This window comes from Actinomadura viridis (assembly GCF_015751755.1).
Lineage (GTDB): Bacteria > Actinomycetota > Actinomycetes > Streptosporangiales > Streptosporangiaceae > Spirillospora > Spirillospora viridis.
Genome location: NZ_JADOUA010000001.1, coordinates 3,143,930 through 3,164,671, shown reverse-complemented (window position 1 = coordinate 3,164,671; position 20,742 = coordinate 3,143,930). Strand labels below are relative to the sequence as shown.

The 20,742-nt window shown below is 73.7% G+C and carries 20 protein-coding genes; 8 read left to right on the top strand and 12 right to left on the bottom strand.

The features are described from left to right. Nucleotides 1-78: 78 nt before the first annotated feature. Genes IW256_RS14245 through IW256_RS14215 form a run of 7 tightly spaced genes read left to right on the top strand, consistent with a single transcriptional unit; the run spans nt 79 to nt 5,930 of the window. Nucleotides 79-1,092 carry an NAD-dependent epimerase/dehydratase family protein gene (locus tag IW256_RS14245; RefSeq protein ID WP_197011426.1) on the top strand — a complete coding sequence of 338 codons (1,014 nt, stop codon included), beginning with the start codon at nt 79-81 and terminating at the stop codon, nt 1,090-1,092. Further along, complete coding sequence (locus IW256_RS14240; RefSeq protein WP_307828889.1) at nt 1,089-1,760, top strand: glycosyltransferase family 2 protein; 672 nt, start codon at nt 1,089-1,091, stop codon at nt 1,758-1,760. Before IW256_RS14245 ends, IW256_RS14240 begins: the two co-directional genes overlap by 4 nt. Then, a complete protein-coding gene (locus IW256_RS14235) occupies nt 1,757-2,431 on the top strand; it encodes a TIGR04282 family arsenosugar biosynthesis glycosyltransferase (RefSeq protein ID WP_197011425.1) in 675 nt (224 codons plus the stop codon). The genes IW256_RS14240 and IW256_RS14235 overlap by 4 nt, the downstream gene beginning before the upstream one ends. Further along, the gene (locus IW256_RS14230; protein ID WP_197011424.1) at nt 2,428-3,057 is read left to right on the top strand and encodes a class I SAM-dependent methyltransferase; all 630 of its coding nucleotides are present in this window, start codon (nt 2,428-2,430) and stop codon (nt 3,055-3,057) included. The genes IW256_RS14235 and IW256_RS14230 overlap by 4 nt, the downstream gene beginning before the upstream one ends. Continuing rightward, a complete protein-coding gene (locus IW256_RS14225) occupies nt 3,030-4,199 on the top strand; it encodes a molybdopterin-dependent oxidoreductase (protein WP_307828888.1) in 1,170 nt (389 codons plus the stop codon). The genes IW256_RS14230 and IW256_RS14225 overlap by 28 nt, the downstream gene beginning before the upstream one ends. Further along, complete coding sequence (locus IW256_RS14220) at nt 4,196-4,618, top strand: hypothetical protein (protein WP_197011423.1); 423 nt, start codon at nt 4,196-4,198, stop codon at nt 4,616-4,618. Before IW256_RS14225 ends, IW256_RS14220 begins: the two co-directional genes overlap by 4 nt. Further along, nucleotides 4,605-5,930, top strand: a complete 1,326-nt coding sequence (locus IW256_RS14215; protein WP_197011422.1) for a hypothetical protein — start codon at nt 4,605-4,607, stop codon at nt 5,928-5,930. The genes IW256_RS14220 and IW256_RS14215 overlap by 14 nt, the downstream gene beginning before the upstream one ends. A gap of 57 nt (nt 5,931-5,987) precedes the next feature. Here IW256_RS14215 and arsB read toward each other — a convergent pair whose 3' ends face one another. Further along, entirely contained in the window at nt 5,988-7,103 is a 1,116-nt protein-coding gene (gene arsB, locus IW256_RS14210; protein ID WP_197011421.1) for an ACR3 family arsenite efflux transporter, read from the bottom strand. Continuing rightward, nucleotides 7,103-7,387 carry an ArsR/SmtB family transcription factor gene (locus tag IW256_RS14205; RefSeq protein ID WP_197016308.1) on the bottom strand — a complete coding sequence of 95 codons (285 nt, stop codon included), beginning with the start codon at nt 7,385-7,387 and terminating at the stop codon, nt 7,103-7,105. Before IW256_RS14205 ends, arsB begins: the two co-directional genes overlap by 1 nt. A gap of 121 nt (nt 7,388-7,508) precedes the next feature. Here IW256_RS14205 and IW256_RS14200 point away from each other — a divergent pair, with 121 nt between their 5' ends. Continuing rightward, nucleotides 7,509-7,910: an arsenate reductase ArsC gene (locus IW256_RS14200; RefSeq protein ID WP_197011420.1), complete on the top strand. Its 402-nt coding sequence runs from the start codon at nt 7,509-7,511 to the stop codon at nt 7,908-7,910. A 58-nt stretch (nt 7,911-7,968) separates the two neighbouring features. Here the strand turns inward: IW256_RS14200 and IW256_RS14195 are convergent, their stop codons facing one another. From IW256_RS14195 to IW256_RS14150, 10 genes are all read right to left on the bottom strand, one after another. Further along, complete coding sequence (locus tag IW256_RS14195) at nt 7,969-9,540, bottom strand: hypothetical protein (RefSeq protein ID WP_197011419.1); 1,572 nt, start codon at nt 9,538-9,540, stop codon at nt 7,969-7,971. Further along, complete coding sequence (locus tag IW256_RS14190; RefSeq protein ID WP_197011418.1) at nt 9,540-10,682, bottom strand: FAD-dependent monooxygenase; 1,143 nt, start codon at nt 10,680-10,682, stop codon at nt 9,540-9,542. The genes IW256_RS14195 and IW256_RS14190 overlap by 1 nt, the downstream gene beginning before the upstream one ends. A gap of 119 nt (nt 10,683-10,801) precedes the next feature. Beyond that, nucleotides 10,802-12,421, bottom strand: a complete 1,620-nt coding sequence (locus tag IW256_RS14185) for a phytoene desaturase family protein (protein WP_197011417.1) — start codon at nt 12,419-12,421, stop codon at nt 10,802-10,804. Nucleotides 12,422-12,441: 20 nt separating this feature from the next. Continuing rightward, entirely contained in the window at nt 12,442-13,380 is a 939-nt protein-coding gene (locus IW256_RS14180; protein ID WP_197011416.1) for an amidohydrolase family protein, read from the bottom strand. A gap of 15 nt (nt 13,381-13,395) precedes the next feature. After that, the gene (locus tag IW256_RS14175) at nt 13,396-14,184 is read right to left on the bottom strand and encodes an alpha/beta fold hydrolase (protein ID WP_197011415.1); all 789 of its coding nucleotides are present in this window, start codon (nt 14,182-14,184) and stop codon (nt 13,396-13,398) included. Between the two features lie 8 nt (nt 14,185-14,192). Then, entirely contained in the window at nt 14,193-15,197 is a 1,005-nt protein-coding gene (locus tag IW256_RS14170) for a PDR/VanB family oxidoreductase (RefSeq protein WP_307828887.1), read from the bottom strand. Beyond that, complete coding sequence (locus IW256_RS14165) at nt 15,194-16,435, bottom strand: cytochrome P450 (RefSeq protein WP_197011414.1); 1,242 nt, start codon at nt 16,433-16,435, stop codon at nt 15,194-15,196. The genes IW256_RS14170 and IW256_RS14165 overlap by 4 nt, the downstream gene beginning before the upstream one ends. Before the next feature lie 149 nt (nt 16,436-16,584). Next, nucleotides 16,585-17,658 carry an ABC transporter permease gene (locus tag IW256_RS14160; RefSeq protein ID WP_197011413.1) on the bottom strand — a complete coding sequence of 358 codons (1,074 nt, stop codon included), beginning with the start codon at nt 17,656-17,658 and terminating at the stop codon, nt 16,585-16,587. Beyond that, nucleotides 17,655-19,160: a sugar ABC transporter ATP-binding protein gene (locus IW256_RS14155; RefSeq protein WP_197011412.1), complete on the bottom strand. Its 1,506-nt coding sequence runs from the start codon at nt 19,158-19,160 to the stop codon at nt 17,655-17,657. The genes IW256_RS14160 and IW256_RS14155 overlap by 4 nt, the downstream gene beginning before the upstream one ends. Beyond that, nucleotides 19,153-20,271, bottom strand: a complete 1,119-nt coding sequence (locus tag IW256_RS14150) for a sugar ABC transporter substrate-binding protein (RefSeq protein ID WP_197011411.1) — start codon at nt 20,269-20,271, stop codon at nt 19,153-19,155. Before IW256_RS14150 ends, IW256_RS14155 begins: the two co-directional genes overlap by 8 nt. Between the last annotated feature and the right edge of the window lie 471 nt (nt 20,272-20,742).

The following is a 20,742-nucleotide window of genomic DNA, read 5'->3' as shown; positions in this document are numbered from 1 at the left end:
CGGCCGTAAATCTTACGAGGTTCGTACAGGACGGGCTCGCTCCGCGTTTCCGCGCGTCCGCCGCCTTACGTTCGTCGCATGCGAGTGCTGCTCACAGGTTCGGCCGGGTTCATCGGCTCGCACGTCGCCGAGGCCCTCGCGGCCTCCGGGCACGAGGTACGCGAGCTCGATCCGCGCGCGGGCGAGGAGGCCGGAGATGTCAGGGACCCCGAGGCGGTGGCGCGCCGCCTGCGCGGCGTGGACGCGGTCTGTCACCAGGCGGCGATGGTCGGCCTCGGTGTGGACGTGTTCGATCTCCCTGCCTATACGGGCGTGAACGTGCAGGGAACGGCGGTGTTGCTGGCGGAGATGGCCCGTGCGGGGGTGCGGGGGCTCGTGCTGGCGTCGTCGATGGTCGTGTACGGCGAGGGCACCTACTTCTGCGACGTCCATGGGAAGGTCAGGCCGGGCCCGCGAGCGGAGAGGGATCTGCAGGCACAACGCTTCGAGCCGTCGTGCCCCGATTGCGGGAGCCCTCTGGAGCCGGGGGTCGTCCAGGAGGAGACCGGCCTCGATCCGCGCAACGTCTATGCCGATACCAAGGTGGCCCAGGAGCATCTGGCCGCGTCTTGGGCGCGCATGACCGGTGGCAGGGTCGCGGCGTTGCGCTACCACAACGTGTACGGCCCGCGGATGCCCCTGGACACGCCCTACGCGGGGGTGGCCGCGCTCTTCCGTTCGCGGCTGGAGCGTGGGGAGCCGCCGTTGGTGTACGAGGACGGGCGGCAGCGACGCGACTTCGTTCATGTGCGGGATGTGGCCCACGCGAACGTGCTCGCCCTGGAGTCGCTCACGGATAGGCGGGAGGGTGAGTCGCGGGCGTACAACATCGCCAGCGGCACTCCTCGTTCCATTGCCGAGATGGCTCATGCCCTGGCCGACGTGTACGGCGGCCCGGAGCCGCAAGTGACCGGTGGCTACCGTCTGGGCGATGTACGCCACATCGTGGCGAGCCCGGAGCGCGCACGGCACGAACTCGGATACACGGCGGAAGTGCCTTTCGCTTCAGGGATGGCCGAGTTCGCCAACGCGAAGGCAGGCGCCGACCGGTGAACGAGGTGGTCGATGTCATCCTGCCCTGCCTGAACGAGGCGGAGGCGCTGCCCTGGGTGCTGTCACGGATGCCGGCCGGCTTCAGGGCCATCGTGGTCGACAATGCGTCCACCGACGAATCGGCGGCGATCGCGCGAGACCATGGCGCGGCCGTGGTCGAGGCTCCGCAGCGGGGGTTCGGTGCCGCGTGCCATACCGGCCTGCTGGCGGCCTCAGCCGATGTGGTGTGCTTCATGGACGCCGACGCGTCCCTTGACCCTGAGGAGCTTCCCCGCGTCGTGGCAGCGCTCGGGACGCGTGAGCAGGGGCCGGGTCTGGTGCTCGGTAGGAGGCGCCCATCGGGACGGGGTGCCTGGCCGGTGCACGCCCGATTCGGCAACACCGTCCTGGCACGTTCCCTGAACCGGAGGGCCGGTACGGCCCTGCACGACCTCGGCCCCATGCGGGCCGCCCGGCGAGCCGAGCTGCTGGGCCTCCCGCTCGCCGATCGCCGTTTCGGCTACCCGCTGGAGATGGTCCTGAAGGCCGCCGCCGCCGGCTGGACGATCACCGAGGTCGAGGTGACGTACCGTCCCCGCCAGGGCCGTTCCAAAGTGACCGGCACCGTCGGCGGGACCGTGCGGGCGGTCCGCGACATGCGCCGCGTACTGGCCGAGGTGGCGCGGTGAACGCCGACCTGGTCGTCATCGCCAAGGAACCCGTGCCGGGACGGGTCAAGACGCGGCTGACCCCCGGCTACACGGCGGAGCAGGCCGCCGGGCTGGCGGAGGCCGCCCTCGCCGACACGCTCGCCACCGTCGCGCGCACCCCGGCCGGGGCGCGGATCCTCGCGCTGCGGGGCGATCCCGGGCCATGGCTGCCGCCCGGCGTGCGGGTGATCCCGCAGCGTGGCGACGGTCTCGACGAACGGCTCGCGCACGCCTTCGACGACGCGTACGCGGGACGGCCCCTCGTCCTGATCGGCATGGACACCCCGCAGGTCACGACCGCTCTCCTGGAACAGGCGGGGCGGGCACTGGGGCACTGCGACGCGGTGTTCGGCCCGGCGGAGGACGGCGGGTTCTGGCTGCTCGGCCTGGGCCGTCCCGATGCCGCGCTGCTGCGCGGCGTGCCGATGTCGCGTTCCGACACCGGGCGGGCCCAGCTCGCACGGCTGTACGCGGCGGGACTGACCGTGGCCGTGCTGCCCCGCCTCGCCGACGTGGACACCGCCGACGACGCCGCCAGGGTCGCCGCGCTCGCCCCGCACGGCCGCTTCGCCTCCGCCGTCCGGGCCGTCCGGGCCGTCCGGGACGGCGGAGCCGGGAACCCGGCGCGTACCGGAGCGGCGCCGGCATGATCGGTGAGCTGTACGAGCGGGCCCTCGAGCGGCGCGACGGTGTCGAGGTGGAGGTCGAGGACGGCGCCGGCCGCCGCAGTCCGCTGCCCGTCGGGGAATGGATGTCCCTGCGGCCCGGCGACACCGGCCTGCTCGACCGGTGCGACGGCCCCGCTCTGGACGTCGGCTCCGGGCCGGGACGGCTCACCGTGGCGCTGACCGAACGGGGGGTGCTCGCCCTCGGCATCGACGTCGTCCCTTACGCGGTCGCGCTCACCGTCGCGGCCGGGGGCCCCGCGCTGGTCCGGGACGTGTACGGCCGGGTGCCCGGCGCCGGGATCTGGAGGACCGTGCTGCTCGCCGACGGCAACATCGGGATCGGCGGCGACCCGTCCGCGCTGCTGGGGAGGGCCTTCGACCTGCTCTCGCCGTGCGGCGGCCGGGTGCTGGTGGAGGTGATGGAGCCGGGGACGCGCTCGCACGCCGGACGGCTCCGGCTCCGGACCGGCCGGGCCGTCGGCGACTGGTTCCCGTGGGCGTGGGTGTCCGCCGACGACGTCGCCGGACTCGCCGCCGGTCATGAGGCGAAGGTGACCGAGGTGTGGGAGGAGGCGGGCCGGTGGTTCGCGTGCCTGGGCCGCTGCTGAGCCGGGCCGGTGACCGGGCGGCGGCGCTCGCGGGCCGGGGCGGCGCCCGCGCGGTGTTCCCGAGCCGGCTGCACGACGAGCGGGTGGCGGCATGGCTCGGGATCATGCTCGGCCTGTCGTTCACCACGGCCTTCGTCACGGGCCTGATCGGCCATTTCATGCAGCACCCACCCGCCTGGACGATGTGGCCGTCGCGTCCGGTGAACTTCTACCGGTTCACCCAGGGCCTCCACGTGATCGGTGGGCTCGCGACGATCCCCCTGCTGCTGGCCAAACTGTGGACGGTCTACCCCAGGCTGCTGCAGTGGCCCCCCGTGCGTTCCGTCGGGCACGCGATCGAACGGATCCTGGTGTTCGTCCTGGTCGGGGGTTCGCTGTTCCAGCTCGTCACGGGGCTGCTCAACATCGCCTACTGGTATCCGTTCCCCTTCTTCTTCCCTACTGCGCACTACTGGACGGCCTACATCCTCATCGGGGCAGTGGTCGTGCACGTGACCAACGAGTGGGCCAAGGTGCGGCGCACGGTCATGACTCGTCCGGAGGACAGCCTGGGAAGGCGCGGATTCCTGCTGACCATCGCCGCCGCCGGAGGGACGGTCACGCTGACCACGGTCGGCGAAACGTTCTCGCCCCTCGCCAAGCTCGCGGTGCTCGCGCCCAGACGTCCCGGGACCGGCCCGCAGGAACTGCCCGTCAACAAGTCGGCGTACGCCGCAGGCGTCGTCGCGGCCGCCCGTGACCCCGGTTACCGGCTTCACGTCACAGGCCGCGTAGAACGTGAACTGTCCCTATCCCTGGAGGACCTCGACGCGCTCCCGTCCCATACGGCGCGACTGCCGATCGCCTGCGTGGAGGGCTGGAGCGCCGGAGCCACCTGGAAGGGGGTACGGCTACGCGACCTCCTCCACATGGCCGGTGTCTCTGAGGACGCGCGTGTACGGGTCGAGTCGTTGGAACGCGGCGGCCTCTACCGAACGTCCTGGGTCGCCCCTCCTCACTGGCACGACCCCCTCACCCTGCTCGCGCTCAACGTGAACGGCCTGCCCCTGGATCTCGACCACGGGTACCCGTGCCGTCTGATCGCGCCGAACCGCCCTGGGGTGCTGCAGACCAAGTGGGTCCACAAGGTGGTGGTCCTGTGAGGAGACGCGTCCTGGGTCACGGGGTCGGCGGGGCGCTCATCGCCACCGGCCTCGGGGGGCTGCTCCGCGAATCCGGCTTCGATCTCGTGGGCTGGGCGGCCTGGTTCGGCGGGGGTGTCCTCGTCCATGACGCGGTCATCGCCCCGTGCGTGCTGCTCGTGGGGGCGGCCACCACGCGTCTGCCTCGCTCCTACCGGCGGCATGTGCAACGCGCGTTCACAGTGGGCGCGTTGGTGACGCTCGTGGCGTTGCCGTTCGTGCTGGGGCAGGGACGGCGTGCGGACAACCCGTCCATCCTGCCTCTCCCCTATGGCCGCAACCTTCTCATCGTTCTGGCCGCTGTTCTCCTCCTCACCGCCTGCGTCGCCCTAGGGCACCGCCTTGCGAGCCGTCGAAGGCGTTCCGATGGCGACCGATGAGCTTGAGCGGCAACGACCTCGGCCCGCTCCCCCGGGAAGGGCTTGCTCGTACGGACGGATCGCGGTCGCGGCGTGGGCCGTGCTCGTTACGGGCGCGTTCGTGGTCGGCGACGTGCTCAGGCGTGCCGGGCTCGCCACCGAGGACGAGCTGCCCCCGTTGCATGCCGCGCCCCGGTTGCTCACCTGGCAGATCGTCCCCGCCGCCTGCCTGGGCGGGGTCGCCGTGGCCGTGCTGCCGTCCCTTGCGCGACGGCTCACCTGGCGGGTTCTGCTGCCCGTGTCGTGGGCCGCGTCCATGGCGTGGACGGTCGCGCTGGCGCTCAGCGACGGCCTCGACGCCCTGCACCGTCCCTTGGACGCCCCGACCGAGTACCCCGCGGGACTCGACGCCGTCCGGGCCGACGGCCCCGCGGAGTGGCTGCGGACGTTCAGCGAGAGGCTCGGCGGCTACACCACGCACGTGCGCGGTCACCCGCCGCTTCCCACCCTCCTGCTGTGGGCGCTGGAGGAGACCGGTCTGCGCGGTACGGGCTGGTCCTCCGCGCTCATCATCGTGACCGGGACGTCCGCCGTCGTGGCCGTCGCCGTCACCGTCCGGCACGTCGCCGGGGAGCCGCTCGCCCGGCGTGCCCTGCCGTTCCTCGTCCTGGCGCCGCTCACACTCTGGATCGCCACGGCGATGGACGCCTTCTTCCTCGGTGTCGGAGCCTGGGCCACCGCCCTCACCGCCATCGCGGCCAGACGCGGCAGCCTCCTCGCAGCCGCGGGAGCCGGTCTCCTGCTGGGCACGCTGCCGTACCTCAGTTACGGCCTTCTTCCCCTGTTCGCCCTACCGCTCGCGGTCGTCATCCTGACGCGCCCCAGCCGCCGCGTGCTCGCAGTAGTGGTGTGCTGTGCCGCGGTCGTTCCCCTGGCCTTCACCATCGGCGGCTTCTGGTGGCCGGACGGTGTCGCGGCCACCCACGAGACGTACGTCATCAGCCGAGGCTCGGCGCAACGCTCTTATGCCTACTTCGCCATCGCCAACATCGCCGTGCTCGGCCTACTGGTCGGCCCTGCGACGGCCCACGCCCTGCCGGAAATGTTCTCGCGGCGCCGTCCCCTGGCATGGCTTGTGGGGGCGGCCTTGGTGGGGCTCCTCGCACTGGACGTGTCAGGCGTGACGAAGGGAGAGGTGGAACGCATATGGGTGCCGTACGCGGCATGGGTCGTCCTTGCCTCGGCCCAGCACGATCCCCCCGCACGCAGATGGTTGGCCGTGCAGGCAGGGCTGACCTTGGCGCTCCAAGCGCTCGTCCACTCGCACTGGTGATGCGAAGCGTCCAGGTTCACGAGAATGGTCACCGCGAGCGGGGGCGGCGGAGCCGGGTCATCCGCCCCGGCCAGATCCCTCGGTCGTCATGCGGCGGCGCAGCCACAGGGAGACGTAGACGAGTGCGACCAGTACGGGGACCTCGATGAGGGGGCCGACGACTCCGGCGAGGGCCTGGCCGGAGGTGACGCCGAAGGTGCCGATGGCCACGGCGATGGCGAGTTCGAAGTTGTTGCCCGCGGCGGTGAAGGCCAGCGTGGCGGTGCGGTCGTAGGGCAGCCCCACGGCGCGGCCCAGGGCGTAGGAACCCGCCCACATGAGGGCGAAGTAGGCCAGCAGCGGCACGGCGATGCGGGCGACGTCGGCGGGCTGTGAGGTGATCTTGCCGCCCTGGAGCGCGAAGAGAAGCACGATGGTGAAGAGCAGGCCGTACAGGGCCAGGGGGCCGACGCGGGGCAGGAAACGGGTCTCGTACCAGTCGCGTCCGCGGGCCTTCTCGCCGGTGCGCCGGGTCAGGTATCCGGCCAGCAGCGGGACGCCCAGGAACACCAGCACGTTGAGGACGATCCTGCCGGTGGAGAAGTCGGCGCCGGCGCGCTCCAGGCCGAGCAGGCCGGGCAGGACCTCCAGGTAGAACCAGCCGAGCAGGCCGAACGCGACGACCTGGAAGAGAGAGTTGAGGGCGACCAGGACGGCGGCGGCCTCCCGGTCGCCGCGGGCCAGGTCGTTCCAGATGATGACCATGGCGATGCAGCGGGCCAGGCCCACGATGATCAGCCCGGTGCGGTACTCGGGCAGGTCGGGCAGCAGCAGCCAGGCCAGCGCGAACATGACCGCGGGGCCGATCAGCCAGTTGAGCACCAGCGAGGAGACCAGCAGCCGGCGGTCGCCGGCGACCGTGCCGAGGCGGTCGTAGCGGACCTTGGCCAGCACCGGGTACATCATGATCAGCAGGCCGAGCGCGATCGGCACCGAGATCCCGCCCACCTCGATGGCCGACAGGACCTCGTCCAGGCCGGGAACGGCACGGCCGAGCAGCAGGCCCAGCACCATGGCGGCGACGATCCACAGCGGCAGGAACCGGTCCGTCGGCGAGAGCCGGCCGACCGGGCCGGTGACCGTACCGGCGGGCTCCCGCACGCCCGGGGCGGTCGCGGGGCGAGAGGGCGTCATCAGCAGGGCCTCTTCCGGGAGTCGTCACGGGTGGCGCGGGCCTGGCGGGCCAGGCCGGCCAGCTGTTCCGACAGGGCCTCGAGGGGCTCGGGACACAGCCGGTAATAGGTGAAGCGTCCGCAGGGCTCGGTCTCCACCAGCCCCGCCTCGCGCAGCACCCGCAGGTGGTTGCTGATGTTGGTCTGCCTGGCACCGGTCTCCTCGACCAGGTGGCAGGTGCACAGCGCCTCGCCCGCGAGGAGGGAGACGATGCGCGCGCGCAGGGGGTCGGCCAGCAGCCTCAATAGATCAGGATCGACTGATGTCAGCACGGAGTGATACGTTACCAGGCGTTGATCCGCAGGCCAGAGCGCGGTGCATGGAGCGTCCGGCCGGCGCGCGACCGCCGCCCACGAGGAGATCGTGATGTCCGACAAGCCCAGCGTGCTGTTCGTCTGCGTCCACAACGCCGGGCGCTCGCAGATGGCCGCCGCCTACCTGACCCACCTGGCCGGTGACAGGGTCGAGGTCCGCTCCGCCGGATCCGAGCCCGCCGGCGAGGTCAACCCCGCCGTGGTGGAGGCCATGCGCGAGGAGGGCATCGACATCTCCGCCGAGACGCCCAAGATCCTCACCGTCGACGCCGTCCGGGCCTCCGACGTGGTCATCACCATGGGCTGCGGTGACACCTGCCCGGTCTTCCCCGGCAAGCGCTACCTGGACTGGACCCTGGACGATCCCGCCGGGCAGGGCGTCGACGCCGTCCGTCCCATCCGCGACGAGATCCGCAAGAGGATCGAAGGACTGATCGGCGAGCTGGACGCCTGACGGCGGACGCGCGGCCGGTCCCCTGGCCCGGCGCCCTCACGGCGAGGGGACGTCACCGTCACCGGCGTGCGCACAGGTAGGAGCGGGCCAGCGCCAGCGCCGCGGCGGTGAGAACGATCCCCACGTAGACGGGCGCCAGGTGCCAGAAGTCGGTGTAGCCGATGATGGCGTGCACCGCCACCGGAGGGACGAACCCGGCGACCGCGGCCAGCGCCAGCGACCACCACAGCCACGCCTCACCGCGCCGCCATCCCCAGGCGGTCAGCAGCGTGATCGCCACGGCGGCGGCCATCAGCGCGCCGCCGAACCCCGCCCGGTCATGCGCGATGAACGGCAGCAGCCGGGGGTTCACGGCGCGCAGGTCGCCGGAGGTGGTCTGGAGGAAGGCCAGGTCGCTGGGCACGAACACGTGGGTGAGGCCCACGGCGGAGACGACCGCGCCCCCGGCGAACAGTCCCACCCCCGTGACGATCAGCAGCAGCTGTCCCAGCAGCGCCCGCCGCCGCTGCGGTTCGGGTCCTTCCGCCATGATCGTCCACCGCGGCCGGGGCGGGCGCCGCCGGACGGCGAGCACGAACATCGGGAACAGCGTGGCGGCGACCGCCGTGTGCAGCGGTTCCACGAACCCGAACGCCAGGAAGTAGAAGAGGGTCGGGAACGCGATGGCCCCGGAGGCCAGGTAGGCCGTCCGGGCCCACGGCCACCCGCGCCGGATCCCGCCCGCCGCCAGGCCCGTGTAGAGCACCCCCAACGTCACCATCGTGGCGGCCATGGTGATCCTGTCGTGCTGCAGGAAAGGCACCAGATGGTGGTTGGCGCCGTGCAGCCCCTCCCGGTCGAGGCCGAGGAAGCCGCGGTCGTACCAGAGCAGGACCGGGCCGAGGGTGATGGCGGCGGCGCCCAGGCCCGCGCAGATCATCCCGATCCCGGCGCACGCCCCCCACCACCACGCCGGCCATCGCCGGGGATCGAGGCCCACCTCGCGCCGGGCCAGGTCGCGCAGGCCCGTCTCGCGGGGGCCGGGCGCGGGATCGGTGGGCGTGGCCGCCTCGGACACCCGCTGGAACCAGCCCGGCCCCGCCTCCACCAGGACCGCCGGGGTCGCCAGGACCGCCGTGGCCGGATCCGACAGCGCGGCCAGGGCGGCGCTGATGGCGGGAGTGCGTAACTCGACCGTCGCCGCGCCGGCGGCTCCGCCGGAGGGCGCCTCGGTGGTCAGCACCGCGTCGACGTGGGGGGTGAGCGCGGCGGCCACCGCCGGATCGGCCGTCGGTACGAGCACGGGGCAGCGCCGTCCGGCGGCTGCCCGGCGCACCACGTCGACGTCGTCCGGGCCGACCGGCGCCACCACGATCAGGCCGGCCCCCTGCGTGGGGAGCGCGCGCACGGCGTCGCGCGCCGCCCCCGGCGGCACCACGGCGCCCAGGCGCGAGACGACCGCGACGCCCGCGACGGTCCCGGCCAGCTCGGGCGGGGGCGCGGTGTGACCGAACGCGGCCTCGATCGTCCGGCGGCCTCCGGGCAGCGAGGCCAGTGTCGCCAGCGCGCGCAGAGCGGCCCGCCGCGAACGGTGCGTCCCCAGCAGCGCGCCCGCGGGCCCGCGCAGCGGATGGTAGGTCCAGTCGGGCATCAGGGGCTCCAGTCCAGAATGGGCGCCATGGCCCGCAGCGTGACCCTGGCCGGGATCAGCCTGGCGGCCAGGTCCCGGGCCATGACCGCCGGCGGCCAGGCCAGGTTCGCCACGGCGCCCAGACGGGCCGAGCGGCGCACCACGCGCTGCGTCCTGGGCCTGCGCAGGCGGTCGTAGCGGGCCAGGGCCGTGGGGACGTCCGGGGCGCGGCAGAGGCAGTCGGCCAGGACGACGGCGTCCTCCAGCGCCTGGCAGCCGCCCTGCCCCAGCGTCGGCGTCATCGCGTGGGCGGCGTCGCCCAGCAGGACCTTCCGGCCGCTGACATAGGTGGAAAGGGGCGGCAGGGTGTAGATGTCGTGCCGGAGCACGCCGTCCTCGGGCACCGAGTCCAGCAGGGCGGGGATCGGCTCGGGCCACGTCCCGAACCGGCGTCGCACCTCGGCCTTCTCCCCGCCCGGGGCGGCGCCGCCCGCGGGCAGCACGGCGGCCCCGAAGCAGTAGGCACGGCCGCCGCCCAGCGAGGTGAAGCCGAACTCCTCACCGCGCCCCCACGTCACGGCGCCGCTGGTGAGCGGCGCGGGCAGCGGCTCGGTGACCATGCGCCAGGCGGTGAACCCGGCGTACCGGGGCGGCCCGGCCGAGGGCCACCCGGCGCGCCGCACCGTGCTGTTCAGGCCGTCGGCGCCGATCACGAGCCCGGCCCGCAGGCTCCCTCCGGCGTGCTCGACGACCACCGCGTCACCGTCGTCGCGCACGCCGGTGACCGAGGTCGACGACCGCAGCGCCTCGCGCGGGAGCGCGCCGGCCAGGATCCGCACGAGGTCGGCACGGTGCACCACGACCAGCGGCGCCCCGAACCGCGCGTCCAGCTCGGCGTTGTCGGTCCGCGTCAGCCAGCGTCCCGCCCGGTCGCGCACGCCGCCGCCGGCCTCGACCGCGCCCGCCTCCCTGACCCGCCCGTCCAGGCCGAGCGCCGCCAGGGCCCGCATGGCGTTCGGCCACAGGGACAGCCCCGTGCCGATCTCGGTGAACTCGGCGGCCCGTTCGCAGACCTCGACCCGCCAGCCCCGGCGGGACAGCGCCACGCCCGCCGCCAGCCCTCCGATCCCGCCACCGACGACCACCGCCGTGCGCTCCGCCATCACGTCCCTCCGGTGCCGCCGGCCACGTGACAGTCGTACCACCGCCCTCCTGCGCCCGCCATAGCGGGCCTCGCCCTGGGCACGCCCCGGCCGATCGCGGTGCTCGAACGGCTCGTGGCTCAGGGCCGGCGGGGGTTCCGGGCTCGCCGCGGGACACCGCGACGGGCGTCCCAGAGGACCTGCCGCGCCGCCAGGCGGCCCGATGCCGCGTTCATGCCGGCCCCGGGCCAGGTCGCCGCGCCGGTCAGGTAGAGCCCGCGGACCGCGGTGCGGTGACGGCGGTGTCCCGCGAACGGGCGGGACAGGAAGTTCTGGGTGAGGTGGTGGCTGCCGGCGCCGTTGTCGCCGCCGACCAGGTTCGGGTTCGCGTCCTCCAGGTCGCGGGGGGTGTGCACGGCGTGCGCCGCGACCAGGCCGGTGACGCCGGGCGCGTACCGCTCCAGCTTGGCGATCACCCGTTCGGCCATCGGGGCGGCGACCTCGGGCCAGCCCGTCCCCCTGATGACGCCGGCGGCGTCGCCGCGGATCTCCGCGGGTACGGCGCGGACCTGGACCCACAGCGTGTGGCGGCTGGCGGGGGCCCGGCCGGGGTCGACCGCCGAGGTCTGCCCGACGACCAGCAGCGGCTCGGCGGGCAGCAGCCCGGCCTTCGCCTCGGTGTAGGTACGGGCCAGGTCGTCGACGTACGGGGCGACGTGGACGTAGCCGAACCTGGCCAGCTCCTCGCCCGCCGCCCACGGCACCGGGCCGTCCAGGGCGAGGTGGAGCATCAGCGTTCCCGGGCCGTACCGGTAGCCGCCGGCCCCGCGCCGTACGCTCGCCGGGACCAGGTCGGGGGCGAGCAGCCGTTCGTAGAGCGCGCGCGGCCCGACGTTCGCGATCACCGCGCGGCGCGCCGCGACGCGGGTGCCGTCCGTCGTGCGCACCCCGGCGGCACGCCCGTTCCTGCACAGCACGCGGTCGACCTCCGCGCCGGTGCGGACGGTGCCGCCGCGCTCGGCGATGGCGGCGGCGAGCGCCTCCGGCAGGCGCTGCGCTCCGCCTTCCACCACGGCCATCCCGGTCTGCATGTCGGAGAACATCTCCAGGATGGGGAAGACCGCGCCGCCCGCGATGTCGGGCGCGAAGTCGAGGTGCATGCCCCAGCAGGCCGCCATCGCCCGCGCCTCCGGGGTGGCGAACCGGGACTCCCCCAGCTCCCGGGTGCTCATCAGCAGCGTCCGCACCAGCTCGCCGGTCCCCCGCACGCCCTGCCGCGCCAGCAGGCGCGCCGCCTCCCGGGCGGCCGCCGCCGAAGGCAGGCCGCAGCCGTAGAACCCGAACAGGTGCGCGGCGAACCGCTGGTAGAAGCGGTACAGGTCGGCGAACCCCTCGGCGTCGCCGGCGTCGTGCGCCGCCAGCCCGTCGAGGGTGCGTTCGTACCCGCGGTAGACCCGCAGGCTCCGGCCGCCGGGGAACGCGTTGGCGAACGGCCGGTCGCAGACCCGGAAACGCAGCCCGTGGCGGGTGAGGTCCGCGCCGAAGTCGGCGTAGGCGCGGGACGCGACGAAGAGGTTCTGGTTGGTGGCGTACAGGTCGTGCACGAAGCCGGGCAGGGTGACCTCTCCGCTCGCGACGGCGCCGCCGACGGTCCCGGCGCGTTCCAGGACGGCGACCGACCAGCCCGCCCTCAACAGGTACAGCGCGGCCACCAGCCCGTTGTGGCCGCCTCCGATGACGACGGCGTCGTACTCTTCCATGCGCTCCGTGCTCCTTCCGCTCACCATCCGAGCAGGGATTCCGCGTTGCGGACCGCGACACGCCGGGTGAACGCCGCTCCGCGGTGGGCGACGAGGGCGGCCGGGTCGGCGGCCCCCATCGGGAACGGCCAGTCGCTGCCGAGCACCATCCGGTCGTCCCCGAAGACCGTGACCGCCAGGTCCACCACGGCCGGGTCGTGCGCCAGGCAGTCGACGTGGAAACGCCGGACGGCGCGCGCGGGAGGCTCGATGCCGGGCGGTACGCCGGGCCGGGCGGTGTCGGCCCCGTGCTGCCACCGGCCGGCCACGGCCGGCACCACGCCCCCGCAGTGGACCAGGAGCACCTTGAGCTCCGGGTGACGGGACAGCACGCCGCCGAACACCAGCTGCGCCGCGGCCACTCCGGTCTCGGACGGGTTGCCCAGCAGGTTCTCCAGGTAGAACTCGCGCAGGCGCACGTCGGGGGACGCCGCGGGGTGCAGCAGCAGCATCCGCCGGTCGGCCTCCAGCGCGGCCCAGAGCGGCTCCAGCCGGGCGTCGGCCAGCGACACCGAACGGCCGCCCGCCGCCGCCGCGACCCCGGCGAACCGGTCGTCGCCGCCGATCCGCCGGTACTCGGCGAGGGCCTCCTCGGGGTGCTCCAGCGGAAGGTAGGCGAGCGCGGCCAGGCGCGGGAGGGCGGCGACGGCGGCGAGCAGCCCCTCGTTGGCCGCGCGCACCCAGGCGGGGGCCCACTCGACCGGAAGCCCCTGCCGGAAGAACGGCGGCGGCAGGGAGACCACCGCGCCGTCCAGGCCCGCCTTGTCCAGATGCTCCTCCAGCCGTTCCGGGTGGTAGAGGGCGGCCGGGCCGGCGGGCCGGCCGTCGACCGCGAGGGTCCCGCCCGGCGCGCGCTCGATCCCCGGCGGGAGCGCGCCGAGCGCGGGGGCGAGATGGGTGTGCAGGTCGTACCCGGGCATGGGCGGTCCTCCTTCTCAGGCCAGGAACCGGGCGAGCACGGACGCCAGCTCGCGGGGCCGTTCCAGGGGGACGAGGTGGCCGCACCCGGCTATCTCGGCCCGCGACACGCGTGCCCCCAGCCGGGCCATCCGTTCCGCCTCCCCCGCGCTCAGGACGGGGCTGTGCTCGCCGCGGACGAGCAGCGTCTCCCGCTCCTCGCGCCGCCACGTCTCCCAGTGGTCCTCGTCGCGGAACGGCCAGCGCGCGAGCAGCACGGGGTCGATCTTCTTCCGGAACCCCTCGCGGCAGGGCGCCGTCGACAGGGAGGCGTCCCGCTCGGCCACCTCCGGCGACGCCTCCGGCGCGAGGGTCATGACGGCCCGCACGGCGTCGGCGGCGGTGGCGAACGTCCCCGGCAGCGGCGGGACGTCCAGGGCGGACCGGTCCGTCGAGGGCGGTATGTCGATGACCGCGAGCCTGTCGACCCGGTGGTCGAGCCTGGCCAGTTCCAGGGCGATCAGCCCGCCCCAGGAGAAGCCGACGACCCGCAGCCGCCGGACGCCGAGCCGGTCGACGACCGCGGCGAGCTGCCGGGCCTGGGCCTCGGACGAGTAGTCCCCGTCCTCGATCCACGAGCTGTCCCCGTAGCCGAGCAGGTCGGCCGACGCCCATCCGAGCGTCGGCGGCGACGCCTCGATCGTGGCCTCGAACGTCCAGGCGGAGCCTCCGACGCCGTGGAGGAACAGCGTGTCGATCGGACCGTCGCCGTGCAGCAGGTGGGTCCGGCGGTCGCCGACGGAGACGTACCGGTGGTTCACGCGCATCGCGCCTCCTAGAGGTCCAGCACCAGCCGCGGCCCCGCGCCGCGGGAGACGCAGATCATCATCCGGTCGCCGGCGGCGCGCTGCTCGCCGGTCAGGTAGGCGTCGCGGTGGTCGACCGGCCCGTCGAGCACCGGGGTCTCGCAGGTGCCGCAGGTCCCCTCGGCGCACGAGTACATGACGCCGATGCCCGCCTCCTCGGCGACGTCGACGATCGTCTGACCCGGCTCGACCAGCAGCGTGACGCCGCTCATCTCGCAGACGACCTCGAACGGGGCGTCCCGGGCGGGTTCGGCGGGCGTCCGGTTGCGGAACCGCTCGACCCGGAGCGTGTCCGGCGGCCAGGAGGCCGCGCGCCGCGTCACCGCGTCCAGCAGTCCCTCCGGACCGCAGCAGTAGACGAGGGCGCCGTCCGCCGGCGCCGTGTCCAGGATCGCGTCCAGGTCGAGCGGGCCGGAGACGTCCTGCGGGAACACCGACACCCGGTCGCCGTAGCCCGCCAGTTCGTCGAGGAACGCCATCGAGTCCCGGGTCCGTCCGCCGTAGCAGAGCCGCCAGTCCGCTCCCCGCCGCTGCGCGTCGGCCAGCATCGGCAGGATCGGGGTGATGCCGATCCCCCCGGCGACGAAGACGTACCGGGGAGCCGCGGCGAGGACGAAGTTGTTCCGCGGCCCGCGGACCCGGACCTCGTCGCCGACCCGGAGGGCGTCATGGACGTAGGCGGATCCGCCCCGGCTGTCGGCCTCCCTCAGGACGCCGAGCCGCCACACCGTGTTCAGGCGCGGGTCGCCGCACAGGGAGTACTGCCGGGTCAGGCCGTTCCCGAGCACCAGCTCGACGTGGGCGCCGGGCGCCCAGTCGGGCAGGGCCCGCCCGTCCGGCGCGGCGAGTTCGAGGACGACCACTCCGGCCGCGACGGCGTCCTTGCCCGCGACGCGGAGGAGCATCTCGGGCTCGCCCGCGCGGGCTCCGGCCGCGGCCGCGTCGTCCCGCGCGGTGGCGGTGCCCGTGGTCACGCCGCCTCCGCGTCCCAGGCCAGCGTCAGCTTCTTGAAGCCCCGCGCGAAGAAGATGGTGTCCCGGACGGCCGTGTCGGCGCCCTCGGCGAGCCGCAGACCCGGGAGGCGATCCAGGAGCCGGGGGATGGCGATCCTCAGCTGGAGCCGGGCGAGCGGCGCGCCGAGGCACGCGTGCACGCCCTTGCCGAACGCCAGGTGGGAGGCCGCCGAGTCGCGCGCGACGTCGAACCGGGCGGCGTCCGGGAAGACGCGCTCGTCCCGGTTCCCCGAGCCCCAGTGCACCATGACCCGCGCTCCGGCCGGGATCCCGACGCCGCCCAGCTCGGTGTCCTCGCGCACGGTGCGGAAGAGCCCCTGCGCCGGCGACTCGAAGCGGAGGATCTCCTCCACCATCGTCGGTACCAGGGCGGGGTCGCGGCGTACCGCCTCCAGCTGCCCGGGATCGGCCAGCAGCGTCGTGAGGCCGTTGCCGATGGCGCGGGTGACGGTGACGTGGCCGGCGATGATGAGGTTCATCGGGACCCGCATCGCCTCCACCCTCGTGAGCGGCTCGCCCCCGGCGATGCGGGCGGTCAGGAGCTCGGCCATCAGGTCCGAGCCCCCGTCGCGCTCGCGCCGCCCCAGCGCGTCCATGAAGTAGCGCTGCATGGAGACGACGTCCGAGGCGCAGGCCACCAGGTCCTCCACCGGGTCCGTCGCCTGCATCAGCCGCAGCCAGCTGTAGCTCCACCGGTGGAGGAGCGGGACGTCCTCGCGCGGGACGCCCAGGACGTCGGCGATGGTGATCAGCGGCAGGTGCCAGGCGAAGCGATCGATGACGTCGGCCCGCCCCTCCCCGGCGAAGCCGTCGATGAGCTCGTCGGCCGTGCGCCGGACGGTGTCCTCCAGCTCCTGGACGCGGCGGGGGGTGAACGCCTTCGACACCAGCAGCCGCAGCCTCCGGTGCACGTCCCCGTCGCTGTCGGTCAGGGTCGGCGTCAGCGGCCACCCCTCCGCCAGCACGGCGAGCACCGGAGCCGGGAGGGGCTGCACGGACGCCCGTACCGCGTTCTCGGAGGAGAACGTCTTCGGGTCCCGGACGACCGTCATCACGTCCTCGTAGCGGGTGACGATCCACAGATCGTGCTCCGCGTCATGGAACACCGGGCATTCATCACGCATACGGGCGTAGAGGGGATAGGGGTCGGCCAATTGCTCGGGCGAGAGCGGGTCGAAGTGGACTGGGCAACCGTTCATCGTGGACGCCACCTCCCAGATCGCGGTCAACGGAAAGAGTCGAAGCGAAGGCCGATATAAGCCATTCTTCTTTCTCTCCAGAGTATTCATCCGACCGGATCAACGGAAACAATCAGTGGTGATATCGGCCATTGACATCGATGATGACCTCAGGCGCCGGCCGGTGCGGGACGCTCCCGGGCCTGCCCGACCGCCGCCGCGGCCCGCCTGCGCCGCTGGGCGCTGAACTGCGCGATGGCCACCGCGATCAGGAGCGCGCAGCCGTTGAAGAACTGCTCGATATAGAAGGGCGCGCCGAGTTGCTGCAATCCGGTGATCCCGGTCGCCAAGAAATAGACGGCGATCACCGTTCCCCACGCGTTGAACCGGCCCGGCCGGAGAACCGCCGCACCGAGAAAGACGCCGGCGAACGCGGGGAGCAGGAACTGCGCGCCGACTTCCGGGCTCGCCGCACCGAGAATCGTCACCTGCAGTACCCCGGCGAATCCGGCGATGACGCCGGCGATGACGAACGACGTGATCGTCATCCGCCGCACGTTGATCCCGGACAGCAGCGACGCGCGCTCGTTGCCGCCGACGGCGAACGCCCGCCGTCCCCAGCGCGTGTACTCCAGCAGGGCCCACAGCGCGAGGACGATGACGATGACGTACACGAACGGCAGCGGGACCCCGGCGACGCTCGACCGGCCGGCGCCGGTGAAGGAGCCGGGGAACGCCCCGATGATCTGGCCGCCGCCCGTGTACCACTGCGTCAGCCCCACGGCGAGCGTGCCGGTGGCGAGGGTGGTCACGAACGCGTTGATCCGCACGACGGCGACGAGGACGCCGTTGGCCAGGCCGAAGAGCGCGCCCACGGCCAGGACGATCAGCGGGGCGAGCCACGCCGGCAGGTCCTGCTTCACGATGAGTCCCGCGCACAGCGCCTGCGCCAGCCCGAACTGGGAGGCCACCGACAGGTCGAACTGGCCGACCACCAGGGGCACCAGCGCGGCCAGCGCGAGGATCGCGACGACGGCCTTGGTGGAGGCGATGGTCTGGGCCGTCAGCGGCCGCAGGAAGACGTCCGCGTTGAGGACGGCGAAGACGACGATGAGGAGCGCCCAGACGGCCAGCAGCCCGTACCGCGCGCCCATCCTGGCCACGAGGTCGCGGGAGGGCCGCGGCGCGCCCGCCGCCGGCCCGGGCTCCGCGTGCCTCGCCGCCGTGTCCCTTGAGGTGATCATGTGACCTCCCGTGCTCGGTAGCTCTCGGAGACCAGGCGCCGTTCGGTGAGGTCGGCGCCGCTGAGGACGGCGCCGACCCGGCCGTCGCGCATGACGACGGCGCGGTGCGCCTCGGACACGACCTCGGAGAAGTCCGTCGAGGCGAGGACCACGGGGACGCCCGCGTCCGCCGTCCGCCGGATGAGGCGGTGGATCGCCACCCGCGCGCCGATGTCCACGCCGACGGTCGGATCGTCGAGCACGAGCAGGCCGGGGCTCCCCGCCAGGGCCCGGCCGATCGCGACCTTCTGCTGGTTGCCGCCGCTCAGCGTGACGACCGGCAGCTCCGCCGCCTGGCCCGGCCGGACGTCGTAGCGGGCGATCAGGTCGGCCGCGGCCCGACGCTCGCGGCGCGGGCGCAGGATCCGCCCGCCATGGCAGTAGTCCGCCAGGAAGAGGTTCTCCCGGACGGTCAGGTCGGGCGCGATGCCCTCCTGCCGGTCCCCCGCCACGTACCGGCAGCCCCGGGCCGCCGCGCCCACGGGGTCGCCGAGCGGGAACCGCCGCCCCCGCAGCGACGCCGTGCCCTCCGGCGGGCGCTGCGCCCCCGCGATGCAGCGCACCACCTCCCGGGCGCCGGAGCCGACCAGCCCGGTGAAGGCGACGACCTCGCCGGCGCCGGCCGTGAAGCTCAGGGCGGCGTGGTGGGCGGTGGCCCGCAGGTCGTCGACCCGCAGCACCGGGGCGCCGCCGGAGCCCGGCGGCTCGCCGCTGCGGGCGGGCAGCGCGGCGAGGTACCGGCCGACCAGCCATTCGACCAGCTGGTCGTGCGTCACCTCGGCGGAACGGGCGGAGGCGACGCGCCGCCCGTCCCGCAGCACGGTGACGGCGTCGGCCATGTCGAACACCTCGCCCAGCCGGTGGGTCACGAAGAGGAAGGCTGTGCCCTGCCGGCTCGCCTGCCGCAGCAGGTCCCTCAGCCGCGCGACCTCGGGCGTGGGGAGGCTGGCCGTCACCTCGTCCAGGACGATGAGGCGCGCCTCGGTCGCGAAGGCCCGCGCGACCGCCACCATCACCTTCTCCGCCTGAGCGAGGTCGCCGACGCGCCGGCGCGGATCGATGCCGACGCCGAGCCGGTCCAGCACCGCGCGGACGCGGCGCCGCGTGGCGCCGAAGCGGACGAGCCCGCCCCGGGTGCTGAAGTCCCACGTCAGGCAGATGTTCTCGGTGACGTCCAGGTCGTCGACGAGGCCGAGGTCCTGGTGGACGAACCGCATCCCGGCGGCCGCGGCGTCGGCGAGGCGGTGCCGCGGCCGCAGCGACCGCCCCGCCACGCTGATCCGTCCCCCGTCCGCCGTGTGGACGCCCGCGAGGATCTTGATGAGCGTGGACTTGCCGGCCCCGTTCTCGCCCAGCAGGGCGTGGACCTCCCCCGGGGCGATCCGCAGGTCCACGCCACTGATCACCGTCTGACCGAGGAACGCCTTGGTCAGGCCGTCGACGCGCAGGGCGGGATCACCCATTCCCCACGGCCCCCTTGGTCCAGAGTTCGGTGAGCTGCTCCTTGAAGGGGGCCTCGGTCGCCCACAGGCCGGCCGGCATCGTGTCCTTGGTGAACAGGCGGCTGGGCAGGACGTAGTCCCGTCCGGGTTCGCCGCTCAGCGCCCTGATGAGCAGGTCGGCGGCCAGCCAGCCCTGGAGGGTGTAGCTCTCGACGACGTCCATCGCCTGGACGCCGGTCCGCACCAGCCGGTAGTTCGGGCTGTTGCCGTCGTAGCCGACGAGCTTGACGGCGCCGGCCCGGCCCGCCGCCTGGATGCCCTGGGAGGCGAACAGCGCGTGGTTGTCCGTGGCGGCCACGACGTGGGTGGCGTCGGGGTGCTTCTGCAGCGCGGCGGTGATCGCGCCGGGCAGCCGGGTCGACAGCGTCGCCAGCGTGGAGTCGACGGTCTGCGCGACCTCGCACCCGCCGCACTTCTTCAGCTCGGTGTTGAACCCGGTGCTGCGCTGGCCGAGTTCGACGAACTCGGCGTCGACGACCTCGATGACCTTGGCCTTGGCCTGGGAGTCGGCGATGACCCAGTTGGCCGCGAGCCTGCCCTGCGCGGCGTGGTCGGGCCTGACATGGCCGTAGATCCCGTCCCCGGCGACGACCGGCTGGAACATCGTCACGACGGGGATCTTCGCGGCCGCGGCCTTGGCGAGGGCGTCCTTCACCAGCGCCGGCGCGACCGCCGACAGGACGATCGCGTCGGCCTTGGTCGTGATCGCGTTGAGGATCGCCGAATTCCAGACCGCCGGGTCGCCCTTGCCGTCGATGACCTTGACGTCCCAGCCGAACTGCCGGGTCGCCTCGCCGACGGCCTGGGCGGACAGCGGGCAGCCGTCCCCCTCGTTCGTGCACGTGACGGCGACGATGCGCTTGTTCCGCGGTGCGATGGGGGACTTCGTCGGCAGGGACAGGGACGTCACCGGCGCGGACCCGGCGCTGACCGCCGCGGTGGCGGCGGCGATGAGCGTGCGGTCGGCGGCGTCGCCGGATCCCCCGCCGGAGGCCGATCCGCCGCTCGATCCGCAACCGGCGAGTGCGAGGGCGCCGGCGAGGAACACCGCCACCCCTCTCCATCTGTTCATTTCAGGGCCTCCTAGTCACCACGGAAGGGGGTCGGGAGTCGAGCACCCTGGACGGGTGCGGTTCGCGCGGACGGGTACTCGCGTCCCTCCGGTGCCAGGGGCGGGAAGGACGGGGAGCCATCAGGAGGAAGGGAGGGCCGGCGTGGCCGGGGACCGTCGCCGCCGTACGTGCCGGCGGCCGGCCCCGCGGCGACGCCGACCGGGTTCGGGACGTCCGCGGCGCCGCGGCCGAACGAAGTGATCAGCGAATCGGTCTGGGGGTGATCCGGGTCGTACCGGACCGGAGCCGGTGCCGGGCACCGGGCCCGCGTTGTGGCCCTTGGATGCCGTTCACCGGTCCGCCCGGTTGGATCAGGACTCTAGAGCCGCCGGATCAGCGGCGGAAACGACTGGTGTCGATGCACATCATCACCATCGTCGATGCCCGGAAGGCGAATCGGTGGAGGCGCCGCCGGGCGGGGCCGGGCGCGG

Bases quoted from the DNA above. Each gene is read 5' to 3' on its own strand.
- IW256_RS14245 (WP_197011426.1), top strand. From the start codon at position 79: ATGCGAGTGCTGCTCACAGGTTCGGCCGGGTTCATCGGCTCGCACGTC.
- IW256_RS14230 (WP_197011424.1), top strand. From the start codon at position 2,428: ATGATCGGTGAGCTGTACGAGCGGGCCCTCGAGCGGCGCGACGGTGTC.
- IW256_RS14215 (WP_197011422.1), top strand. From the start codon at position 4,605: ATGGCGACCGATGAGCTTGAGCGGCAACGACCTCGGCCCGCTCCCCCG.
- arsB (WP_197011421.1), bottom strand. From the start codon at position 7,103: ATGACGCCCTCTCGCCCCGCGACCGCCCCGGGCGTGCGGGAGCCCGCC.
- IW256_RS14200 (WP_197011420.1), top strand. From the start codon at position 7,509: ATGTCCGACAAGCCCAGCGTGCTGTTCGTCTGCGTCCACAACGCCGGG.
- IW256_RS14195 (WP_197011419.1), bottom strand. From the start codon at position 9,540: ATGCCCGACTGGACCTACCATCCGCTGCGCGGGCCCGCGGGCGCGCTG.
- IW256_RS14190 (WP_197011418.1), bottom strand. From the start codon at position 10,682: ATGGCGGAGCGCACGGCGGTGGTCGTCGGTGGCGGGATCGGAGGGCTG.
- IW256_RS14185 (WP_197011417.1), bottom strand. From the start codon at position 12,421: ATGGAAGAGTACGACGCCGTCGTCATCGGAGGCGGCCACAACGGGCTG.
- IW256_RS14180 (WP_197011416.1), bottom strand. From the start codon at position 13,380: ATGCCCGGGTACGACCTGCACACCCATCTCGCCCCCGCGCTCGGCGCG.
- IW256_RS14175 (WP_197011415.1), bottom strand. From the start codon at position 14,184: ATGCGCGTGAACCACCGGTACGTCTCCGTCGGCGACCGCCGGACCCAC.
- IW256_RS14165 (WP_197011414.1), bottom strand. From the start codon at position 16,435: ATGAACGGTTGCCCAGTCCACTTCGACCCGCTCTCGCCCGAGCAATTG.
- IW256_RS14160 (WP_197011413.1), bottom strand. From the start codon at position 17,658: ATGATCACCTCAAGGGACACGGCGGCGAGGCACGCGGAGCCCGGGCCG.
- IW256_RS14155 (WP_197011412.1), bottom strand. From the start codon at position 19,160: ATGGGTGATCCCGCCCTGCGCGTCGACGGCCTGACCAAGGCGTTCCTC.
- IW256_RS14150 (WP_197011411.1), bottom strand. From the start codon at position 20,271: ATGAACAGATGGAGAGGGGTGGCGGTGTTCCTCGCCGGCGCCCTCGCA.